Origin of the sequence: Streptococcus mitis (assembly GCF_001579035.1) — a bacterium.
Lineage (GTDB): Bacteria > Bacillota > Bacilli > Lactobacillales > Streptococcaceae > Streptococcus > Streptococcus mitis_J.
This window is the reverse complement of the sequence record NZ_KQ970287.1, coordinates 112,509-123,305: the sequence shown is the minus strand read 5'-3', so window position 1 is coordinate 123,305 and position 10,797 is coordinate 112,509. Positions and strand designations below refer to the sequence as shown.

The window sequence follows — 10,797 nt, the reverse complement described above, 5'->3', positions numbered from 1 at the left end:
AAGGGGTTCATCTTCTAGTGCATAGAGGTCGTAGGCTGATGCTGTTGCAGTCTTTTCGCCTCTTAAAACCAAATCTGCTAAAAGGTCTGGTTCCACTCCAAAAGCCCAAGCATCTATCCCATCTCCAATCGAGGGGTTAATTTGCTTGTAGGCATTCCACATTTCTTGCGGTGTCATAGGGTACTCCTTTGTAATTTTTTACTTTCTTCTTTTATGTGTTTAAGATGATCTGGATGGTCAATTTCTAAATCAAAAATATCTGGAATAGAGCTGTAATGGAGAATGCACTCAATCCCCATCTGATTCATTTTTTGTATGAAAGAAGTATTCAGATAACCTGCCACAGCAAAGTCAATCTTGTTCTTCCTTGCTTTATCCTGCATCTGTCTCAACATATCTAACATAATTGGACTTTCCATATCATGCCATTGACTGTTTCTCACAGTCGCAAAAATAAAAGAAGTCAAATCATTCATTCCAACTACAATCTTTGAAATGCCCGTTTCCATTATTCTGTCCAAGTCAAAATAAGCTGACGGTAATTCAACCATTGTGCCGATTTTCCCAGTAAAGCCATGCTGACGCAATACTGTAATAGCTTGCTTTAACTGCTCAGCATCATTGACAAAAGGAAAGATAACAGATAGATTAGGATTGGTTTGATAAACTTCTGTAACGACATATGCTTCAGCCTGAAATTCATCCGGACACGCCAGCAAACGCCTAGTTCCTCTATATCCAAACAAAGGATGACGTTCGTCAAAATACTCTTTAGTCCCCTTTAGACAATTAGCTTCTGTATTCGTTAATTCAGAAAAACGATACCAAACTTCTTCATCTGAGTACAGGGAGCAGATAGCCTCTAGATAATCTTTTACAAATTGCTGACAACTTGGTAATAGTATGTTTTGATTAAGCTCTCTCAACAAATATTCCCCACGAATCATGCCAACATGATGAAATAGTTGTGGGTAAACTTTTTCATCAAGTTTTTCGCCACTAAGGGTTAACTGGTTTTTCATAGCCATTCACCTCGTCTTAAAAGATATAATATCAGCTATCATTATATGACACTTTTCTCTAGTTCAAAAGCTACATAAGGTCCAATTAACTCATATCCTAAAAATTCTGCTACTTTTTTGGAAGCCTCGTTATGAGCATCCCAAAGTGGAAACATATCTCTATTTAAACTCTCTAGAATCATTGCAGCACCAAGCTTTTTAGCAAATCCATTTCCTTGTTCGTTTGGTCTAGTTGCAACTTCCACTTCAACTGCTTCACGGTAAACTAACCCTGAGGAAATCCCAGCAATCAGTTCATTATTTTTAAGAATCACAAAGCCAAATCCACCTTTTAAAACAAAATCCTGATAGGACTCAAAATCCCCCTGTAAATCCTGTGACCATTCTTCCGTAGAAAAGCAGTTATAAATATGATTATCAATAGGCACAATATTGTAATCTTCCTCTAAATGAGTAACTAGATCATTTAGAAATTTAACTTGAAAATTTGCCTTATCTTTAAAAGAATAGCGAGTAAAAGAATTTAGCCCCACCTTCCGATGCAGAAAATCTTGCCAATTAGTATTTTCTGAAATAATAATCTTATAATCTAAACCATATTTTCTAACAAAATCTTCCCAAAATCTGGAATCCAACTCCCCTGCTAGGTATAGAAAATTCCCAACATCATAAAAGCTTGTTGTCCTATCACTGTTTCGGTAGACAGTTCCGATTTGAGATTTAAGACCATAGAGAACCATATTTTTCTTCCATGTTTTAAATAGTTCCATTATCCCCCTACTTCACCTTCCAATTCATGTAAGAGCTCTTGTCCAGTTCTGGAAATCCTAATAATTCAGACTTAACCTTCAAGACTAATGGCGATGCATTTTCTTCTGTGATTTTTTGAATATCCATCCAAACATATCCCAGTGAATCATTCGCACCGTCAGAGACAGTTTCAGAAATATTCACTTGAAATGCCTCCTCATTCATTTCAACATCATACAAGGCCATGATATGGTGAACCATAAAATTTGTTAACTCTTCCCTGACGAAAACATCGTAGATTCGAGGATTGGAGTAGCTTCTAACGGTAAATCCCGTCTCTTCCATAACTTCTCTAATCAGCGTTTCCGTCAGTCCTTCACCAAGTTGCTGACTACCACCGGGAAGGTCTAACCTATTTTTGTAGGGACCTGCTGTTTTTTGAATACAAAGAAGGTAACCATGTTTATAGCAAACACCATAGACTCCAAAGTGATTTTTGATTTCCATCCAACTACTCCTACTTCAAAGACCAACCACCATCTATTGTCAGGATTTGTCCTTGCATGGCGCTTGCTTTTCCACTTGCTAAGAAAAGGCTGATCTCCGCTACTTCTTCTGGCTCGATCCAGCGCTTGATTGGTGTTTCACTCGCCACCCAGTCTGCTAAGCCACCTGGTTCAAAGTCGGCAGCGGTCATACCCGTCTTGACTGCTCCTGGAGCAATCCCAAAGACCTGAATCCCAGCTTCTGCATAGTCTAGAGCCAACTGCTTTGTAAATCCAGCCAAGGCGTGCTTCGAAGAAGTATAGGCGTGTCCACCGCCACCTGCTAGACTAGAAGCGATAGAGCACATATTGATAATGGAGCCTTTTTTATTCTCCAGCATTTGTGTCAAATAATAGCGAGTCAACTCAACAGGAGTCACGTAGTTAATTTCAAAAATTTCTTGAATTTCCTGCGCTGATTGTTCCAATAGGAGTTTATAAGCATCCAACACTCCAGCAGTATTGCACAAAACATCCACCTGTGGGCACCAGTCAAAAATAGGCTCTAAGTCCAAGGTCAAATCTCTCTGTAAAAAATGGAAATCACCCTCTAAGAGGGGATTTTCACCTTGGTCAACTCCGTATACTTGATAACCATTTTCTAAAAAGAGTCGAGCCTGAGCCAATCCGATACCTGAACTCACTCCTGTAACAAGTACACGTCTAGTCATGCACTTCTACCCAATCCGTCGCCAAAACATCACAAGGTGTCGGGCTCCACATGGAAAAACCTTCTCCTTCGCCAGAAACGTTGATTAGGAAGTAGGGAGTCACTTCAAGTGCAACCCCGTTTTGCTCGATGGTATCAAAGAGTTGGACATAGTTTTCCGCACCTCCCCAACCAGTTCGTACATATTTTCTCTTAACCTTTAACCCAGGCAGGATCTCTTCAAATGTCATGTTTTTCTCCTTTGATATCAATAATTCTTCCCTTCATTATAACAAAAAAACCGCTTTAAAACGGCTTTTTGACTGTGATTTATTTACATCTGCTTCTACTTACGGCAAATTATTCCCTGCAGCAAGATAAATTTCATACCATTCTTTTCTTGTTAAATTAAAGTTTGTCGCTTGGCTAGCTTCTCTCAAGTGCTTAGGATTTGTTGTACCTACGACTGCCTGCATTTTGGCTGGGTAGCGTAATATCCAAGAAATGGCAATAGTTGAAGAAGTTACTCCATATTTAATAGCTAAACGCTCAAGTACTTGATTTAAAGCTTGAAATTTCTCATTGCCAACGAAATTCCCTTTAAAATATCCGAACTGCAAGACTGACCAGGCCTGGATAACCATGTCATTTAATTTGCAGTATTCAAAGACGCTTCCATCACGCAAAGCTGCCTTGTTGCCTTCCATATTGACATGAAATCCTGCTTCAAAACTAGGTGTGAAAGCTGCACTTAATTGTAATTGATTGATAGATAGAGGTTGTTTGACTTCTTTCTTCAGCAATTCCATCATCATGGGATTTTGGTTAGACACACCAAAGTCTCGAACTTTACCTGATTTTTGTAGAATTTCAAAGGCTTCTGCTACTTGGTCAGATTCCATCAAAGCATCTGGTCGATGAAGAAGCAAGCTATCTAGATGATCAATCTTCAATCTTTGTAAAATTCCGTCAACTGATTTTATAATATAGTCCTTAGAAAAATCAAAATAGGTAAATTCTTCAATGCGAATGCCACATTTTGACTGAATCCACATCTCTTCTCTTAAATCTGGACGATTTTTTAGGACAAGACCTAACAGTTCTTCACAACGACCAAGACCATATATATCAGCCAAGTCAAAGGCATTGATTCCAACAGAAAGAGCTGTTTCTACAAGCTCTTCAACTTCTTTTACAGACTTATCTTCTATTCTCATCATTCCGAGAACAATTTCTGATAATTCTTTGTCATCTTGACCAAGAGTTATGTATCTCATCAAATTTTTCTCCTTAAATTTCTAACATTCTTCCCTTCATTATAACAAAAAACCGCTTTGCAACGGCTTTTTGACTATATTTCACTCCATTTTATCTTCTTAAACCCACGGAACAAGACAAAGATTCCAATAAAGAGGACAGCTAAAGGAATAACTTTTGTAAGAAAAACATTTGAAATTCCCATCCACTCATAGTAACGGAGCAGAGAACCTACAATAAGGTGGGCAATAATCATACTAACAAATGGACGAAAAATCGGTTCTTTCCAATTCCAAATACTGATGACTAGGGAAATCGTAAAGACAGACAAACTATCCCAGGGAGCAGGAAGATAAAATGCTCCTTCTTGTACAAAACTTCCTATTCCTACATATCCCAGAACAACTAGCAGAACAAGAATCCCAACGATAATATAGGTGCTAATTTTCATTTTAGGAGAATCTTGGACTAAACTTTTTCGTAAAATTGTAGCCACAAGCCCAAATCCAATCAGAAAAAGAAGAAGTTGCCCTAAAAAAGTGAGTAAATTGACTGTTAAGAGAGGACCTTTAGAAAAATCACCCAGTAGATGATAGTAACGTAATACCGCTAGGACAAAAATTGGTGTCAAAAGGGACTCCTTGATAGGACTGCGTGGTGCTTCCTTGAGAATCTCTTTCATTATTTTTTTAGGATTCTTACCTAAATAATCCTCTGCACTCATGCCATCACGTTCTGCTTCTGAGAAATCTAACATCATCAAATAAATCTGCTCTCTGAGATAGTCCTCATCATAGAGAAATCCAGCAAGATTAAAACTATCCCACAGCTCCTCAAAATACTGCTGATTCTCCTCAGAAAACTCATGCAGCAAAGCGCTTGTTTCTTCGTAATACTTCATTTTCTTCATGGTTTACCCCCCATTCTTAATCCCTTCAACTTTTTGACTTAAATCGTCCCATTGTTGCCAAAAGACCGAGACACGCTCTTCTCCTTCTTTAGTTAACGAAAAATACTTCCGATCTGGACCATCTGGCGACGGGCGCATGTCGCCTCTTATCCATTGATTTTTTTCTAACTTTTGCAACAAAGGATAAATAGTTCCTGGAACGATAGTGTCAAATCCAGCCTCTCGCAAAGTTTGAACCAACTCATAACCATACCGCTCTTTTTGACCTATCATATCCAAGACACAACCTTCAAGAACACCTTTTAATAGCTGAGTTTCCTTCATCCCTTTCCCCTTCTATCTATTTTGTAATACATACTAGTAACTTCATCTATAATATACCACTTTCACACTAGTTTGTAAAGCATAATAGTTAAATAAAAAACAGAACTAGCATGAACTAGTCCTGTCTACTTTTACCCAATCACACTTCCGTTTGGTACAGCTGGATCAACTGTGAGAAGGGTTAATTTTCCATCATGTTCAGCTGAGAGGATCATACCTTGGCTGACATATTTTTTCATCATCTTGCGTGGTTTAAGGTTGGCAACGATTTGGACTTTCTTGCCGACCAATTCTTGTTCGTTTGGATAGTATTTGGCAATCCCTGAAAGAATTTGACGATCTTCACCATCACCTGCATCCAAGCGGAATTGAAGTAACTTATCAGAACCTTCCACTTTAGAAACTTTTTTGACTTCGGCAACACGAATTTCAACCTTGTCAAAGTCTTCGAACTTGATTTCGTCCTTGTTGAGTTTGAGCTCAACTTCATCTGGATTCCATTCTTTTTCGACAGCTGGTTTGTTGCCTTCCATTTGTTCTTTGATATAGGCAATTTCTTCTTCCATATCCAGACGTGGGAAAATTGGAGTTCCTTTGGCAACTACAGTCACATCTGCTGGGAAGTCAGCCAATCTCAAGTTCTCAAGGCTCGCTACTTCTTCCAATCCAAGTTGAGTCAAGACTGCACGACTGGTTTCCATCATAAATGGCTCAATCAAGTGAGCTACGACACGAAGGCTGGCTGCCAAGTGGCTCATAACACTTGCCAATTGGTCACGAAGAGATTCATCCTTAGCCAAGACCCATGGGGCTGTCTCATCGATGTATTTGTTAGTACGAGAGATAAGTGTCCAGACTGCTTCTAAAGCACGTGGATAGTCAACTGCATCCATGTGTGTATGGTAGTCAGCGATTGATTGTTTTGCAACGTCAGCAAGAGCATGGTCAAACTCTGTCACACCATCTACATAGGCAGGAATTTGTCCATCAAAATACTTGTTAATCATAGAGACCGTACGGTTGAGGAGGTTTCCAAGGTCATTGGCCAATTCGTAGTTGATACGGCCGACATAGTCTTCAGGAGTAAAGGTTCCATCTGAACCAACTGGAAGGCTACGCATGAGATAGTAACGCAGTGGATCTAGTCCATAACGCTCTACCAACATTTCAGGGTAGACAACATTCCCTTTAGACTTAGACATCTTACCGTCTTTCATGACAAACCAACCATGGGCAATCAAACGATCTGGCAATTTGATATCCAACATCATAAGAAGGATTGGCCAGTAGATTGAGTGGAAACGAAGGATGTCTTTTCCTACCATGTGGAAGACGGTTCCATTCCAGAATTTGTCAAAGTTACCATGTTGATCTTGACCGTAGCCAAGAGCTGTCGCATAGTTAAGAAGGGCATCAATCCAAACGTAGACAACGTGTTTTGGATTTGATGGGACAGGTACTCCCCATGTAAATGTTGTACGAGATACTGCCAAATCCTCTAAACCTGGCTCGATGAAGTTACGAAGCATTTCATTCAGACGACCATCTGGAGTGATAAATTCAGGATGGGACTTGAAAAAGTCTACCAAACGATCTTGGTATTTGCTGAGGCGAAGGAAGTATGATTCTTCGGATACCCATTCAACCTCGTGACCTGATGGAGCAATACCACCAGTTACATTTCCAGCTTCATCACGGAAAACTTCTGCCAGCTGGCTTTCTGTAAAGAATTCTTCGTCTGATACTGAATACCAGCCAGAGTATTCACCTAGGTAAATATCATCTTGAGCCAGCAAGCGTTCAAAGACTTGAGCCACTACTTTTTCGTGGTAGTCATCAGTTGTACGGATAAATTTATCGTATGAAATATTTAGTAATTGCCAGAGTTCTTTAACTCCAACTGCCATTCCATCAACATAGGCTTGTGGTGTAATGCCAGCTTCTTCCGCTTTCTGCTGGATTTTCTGACCATGTTCATCAAGACCTGTCAAATAAAAGACATCGTAGCCCATCAGGCGTTTGTAACGAGCTAGAACATCACAAGCAATGGTTGTGTAAGCAGAACCGATATGAAGTTTCCCAGATGGATAGTAAATCGGTGTTGTAATATAAAAATTCTTTTCAGACATAATTTTTCCTTTCCAGGCAAATGAAACCTGTTTTTCTAACACTTCATTATATCACATTTTTAAGGATTTTCGATAGGGAAATCCATACAAAAACAAGACAGACTGATGTCTATCTCGTTTTTTATCTTTTAAATTATTCATAACGAAGGGCTTCGATTGGATCAAGTTTCGATGCCTTGTTGGCTGGCAAGACTCCAAAAATCATACCTACGCTAGCCGAAACTGCAAGACTAAATAGGGCAACTGGAATTGATACTCCAACTTCTATACCCGCAATCAAACCTTGCAGTAACAAACCTGCTAAGGCAGTTAAACCACTTGCAATTGTCAAGCCAATCAAGCCACCTAACAAGGTCAAAATCATGGATTCAATCAAAAACTGGATTAAAATATTGGCACGCGTTGCACCCAAAGCCTTACGAAGACCAATCTCACGAGTGCGCTCTGTCACCGAAACCAGCATGATGTTCATAACACCAGTTCCTCCAACAAAGAGGGAAATCCCTGCGATGGAACTGATAATCGTCGTCATAAAACTAAACGATTGTTGAATTTCTGCAAATGTAAGCGACTCATCTGCCACCTGATATTCTCCCTGTTGCAAGCCTGCAAGTTCTGTCATTTTTCGTGCCAGTTCTGGACCCAGAGTTGGAGTTAAACTGGTATCATTCACTCGAAAGACAATACTAGCTATTTCATCTACATTAAAATTCGCAGCAAGGGAGATATTGGTAGTAATAGGCAAGCCACCAAACCCATATATTTTTGACCTTTTAGCCTCTGGACTAGTATAAACCCCAATGACTCGGTAACTAAAATCATTGACTTCTACAACCTTGTTAATAGCCTCTTGTGGAGAGCCAAATAAACTAATGGACAATTCCTCATCTAGCAAAATGACACTTGCAAACTCTTTGAAATCTTGCTCTCTTAGACTACGACCTACAATAATTTCATTCTTAACAGCGTCCATGTAAGTTCTGTTTCCACCTGTCAAATTAGCATTCTCAACCTTTTTATCTTGATAGGTCAAGATGGCATTCGTTGAATTGGTTACATAGTAACTATCCACTCCCTTGAGTTTGGCTGCCTCCTTGACCCAAGATTCTTGCGGTTTTGGTGGTTCAACATGAACTTCCTCTTCTTTTCCAGAAACCGTAAAAGCTGATTGTTTCTGAGTAAAAGACCCATCTTTACTTTTTTTAGGAGAGAAGAAGACGCTAATATTTTTCTGAGATTTGGTCATATCTTTATTGACTTGACGAGATAGGGAATCTCCCAAAGCCATAATCACAACAACTGATGAAACACCGATAATAATCCCAATCATGGTAAGCAAAGAACGCATCTTGTGAGCCATAATAGATGAAAAGGCAAATTTCAGATTCTGCATCTTAGTTTTCCTCCTTTTCTAACTGAGCACTATCAGATGAAATAACTCCATCGCGAATGACAATCTGACGTTTGGCATAAGCAGCTATTTCAGGCTCATGCGTTACCATGATAATGGTTTTTCCTTCTTTGTTCAAGTCAACCAATAGTTGCATAATTTGATTTCCTGTTTTGGTATCCAAGGCTCCTGTCGGTTCGTCTGCTAAGATAATAGAAGGATTGTTTACCAAGGCACGCGCAATAGCCACACGTTGCTTTTGACCACCAGATAATTCCGAAGGCAAATGATGACTACGTTCTGTCAATTCAACCTTATCTAGATATTCCTCAGCTAACTTGCGACGTTTTGAAGCCGAAACTCCTGCGTAAATTAAGGGTAATTCTACATTTTGCAGAGCATTGAGTTTAGATAGAAGAAAGAACTGCTGAAAGACAAAACCGATTTGTTGGTTACGGACCTTGGCTAGTTGTTTTTCACCCAATCCAGCCACTTCTTGACCTTCAAGATAATACTCTCCACTACTTGGTGTATCCAACATGCCAATCGTATTCATGAGAGTAGACTTACCCGAACCAGATGGTCCCATGATGGCAACGAATTCACCCTCTTTCACTTCTAGGTTGATATTTTTGAGAACCTGCAGTTCTTGGTCACCATTACGGTAGCTTCTGCAGATATTTTTTAGACTAATTAGTTTCTTCATCAGCCTTCACCTCTTTTCCTTCCTCTAGAGAAGACGTTGGGTTACTGATGACCTTGACTCCATTTGTCAGACCTGAAGTGATTTCTTGGTTGTCTGCATCAGCATTTCCCAAACCAACTTCCACTTTCTTGGCCTTTTTCTGCTCGTCAAGCACCCAGACATAGTTCTTATCATTTTCAGTCACAATACTTGTTAGAGGAACCAAAATGGCTTTACTCTTATTCTTCACCTCAACACTTACTGAGAATCCTTGTTTCAAGACACCAATTTCACTTGTAACGTCGATGGTATATGGATATTTGGAACCAGAATTACCACCTGCTGCAGCCGCAGCACTTGCTGCTTCGCCATTGTTTTTAGGGTAGTCAGAAATATAGCTAATCTTACCAGTCCAGCTCTTATCTTGGTAAACCTTAGAAGTAAAGGTTACTTCTTGACCTACAGATAGGTTGGCAAGGTTATATTCAGATAGTTCACCCTTAACTTGCAAGTTTTCATTACTTACGACATGAACCACCACTTGACTAGCTCCTGTTGGAGATTTAGAAATATTGTGGTTAACTTCAACCACAGTTCCCTCTAGGGTACTGAGAACCGTCATTGCATCCAACTGACTTTGAGCCTTGCTTAATTGCGCTGCTGCATCTGCACGGGCATCACGGGCATCACCTAATTGAGCGTCAATAGAAGCAACAGAATTTCCAGCCACTGGAGTTGGGCTTTGCACCGTTGCATCTTCTCCTCCTGCTGGCGCAGAGGCTTGAGGAGCTGGAGCTGAAATGGCTTCATTTCGTGCTTGATTGAGTTCATTGATATGACGATCTGCCTTAGCGACTGCTCGACTAGCTGAATCATAGGCCGCCTGCGCTTCTGAACTACTGTACTTGACTAAAGCCTGCCCTTCGCTGACCTTATCGCCCACAGAAACAAGGATTTCGTCTAAATCTCCCTTGCCAGCATCAAAATAAACGTATTGTTCATTTTTTGCCGTTACTGTTCCTGACAATAAAACCGACGAAGCAACAGTTCCCTCTTTTGCCACTACTAGATGTGGCGTTTCATCCTTAACATCGGTTTGTGAGGGTTGTCTAAAGAGCAAGATGCCCCCAGCCCCC

General features: G+C 40.0%; 11 protein-coding genes and 2 pseudogenes. All 13 read right to left on the bottom strand.

Translation table 11 applies throughout. From position 1 onward, the window contains the following. Positions 1–177, bottom strand: a pseudogene (locus SMIDD26_RS12825) (RNA-binding protein); the annotation flags it as partial. After that, positions 137–1,022: pseudogene (locus SMIDD26_RS05060) on the bottom strand (putative PEP-binding protein). The pseudogenes SMIDD26_RS05060 and SMIDD26_RS12825, both read right to left, overlap by 41 nt. Positions 1,023–1,063: 41 nt before the next feature. After that, on the bottom strand, positions 1,064–1,792 hold the full coding sequence (locus SMIDD26_RS05055; protein ID WP_061439299.1) for a GNAT family N-acetyltransferase: 729 nt from the start codon (positions 1,790–1,792) through the stop codon (positions 1,064–1,066). Positions 1,793–1,799: 7 nt separating this feature from the next. Beyond that, the gene (locus SMIDD26_RS05050; protein WP_061439297.1) at positions 1,800–2,279 is read right to left on the bottom strand and encodes an NUDIX hydrolase; all 480 of its coding nucleotides are present in this window, start codon (positions 2,277–2,279) and stop codon (positions 1,800–1,802) included. Between the two features lie 10 nt (positions 2,280–2,289). Then, the gene (locus SMIDD26_RS05045; protein WP_061439295.1) at positions 2,290–2,988 is read right to left on the bottom strand and encodes a 3-oxoacyl-ACP reductase; all 699 of its coding nucleotides are present in this window, start codon (positions 2,986–2,988) and stop codon (positions 2,290–2,292) included. Then, entirely contained in the window at positions 2,981–3,217 is a 237-nt protein-coding gene (locus SMIDD26_RS05040) for a DUF2829 domain-containing protein (RefSeq protein ID WP_061439294.1), read from the bottom strand. Before SMIDD26_RS05040 ends, SMIDD26_RS05045 begins: the two co-directional genes overlap by 8 nt. A gap of 99 nt (positions 3,218–3,316) precedes the next feature. After that, positions 3,317–4,243: an aldo/keto reductase gene (locus tag SMIDD26_RS05035; protein WP_061439293.1), complete on the bottom strand. Its 927-nt coding sequence runs from the start codon at positions 4,241–4,243 to the stop codon at positions 3,317–3,319. Between the two features lie 74 nt (positions 4,244–4,317). Next, the gene (locus tag SMIDD26_RS05030; protein ID WP_061439292.1) at positions 4,318–5,133 is read right to left on the bottom strand and encodes a hypothetical protein; all 816 of its coding nucleotides are present in this window, start codon (positions 5,131–5,133) and stop codon (positions 4,318–4,320) included. Between the two features lie 3 nt (positions 5,134–5,136). Next, the gene (locus SMIDD26_RS05025; RefSeq protein ID WP_000665422.1) at positions 5,137–5,457 is read right to left on the bottom strand and encodes a PadR family transcriptional regulator; all 321 of its coding nucleotides are present in this window, start codon (positions 5,455–5,457) and stop codon (positions 5,137–5,139) included. Between the two features lie 131 nt (positions 5,458–5,588). After that, positions 5,589–7,586: a methionine--tRNA ligase gene (gene metG / locus SMIDD26_RS05020; RefSeq protein WP_061439291.1), complete on the bottom strand. Its 1,998-nt coding sequence runs from the start codon at positions 7,584–7,586 to the stop codon at positions 5,589–5,591. 133 nt (positions 7,587–7,719) lie between these two features. Continuing rightward, positions 7,720–8,979 (bottom strand): ABC transporter permease, encoded by a 1,260-nt coding sequence (locus tag SMIDD26_RS05015; RefSeq protein ID WP_061439289.1) that lies wholly within the window; start codon positions 8,977–8,979, stop codon positions 7,720–7,722. A gap of 1 nt (position 8,980) precedes the next feature. Beyond that, entirely contained in the window at positions 8,981–9,682 is a 702-nt protein-coding gene (locus tag SMIDD26_RS05010) for an ABC transporter ATP-binding protein (protein WP_061439287.1), read from the bottom strand. After that, the coding region (locus SMIDD26_RS05005) for an efflux RND transporter periplasmic adaptor subunit (protein ID WP_061439285.1) at positions 9,666–10,797 on the bottom strand (1,132 nt) is incomplete at its 5' end. The genes SMIDD26_RS05005 and SMIDD26_RS05010, both read right to left, overlap by 17 nt.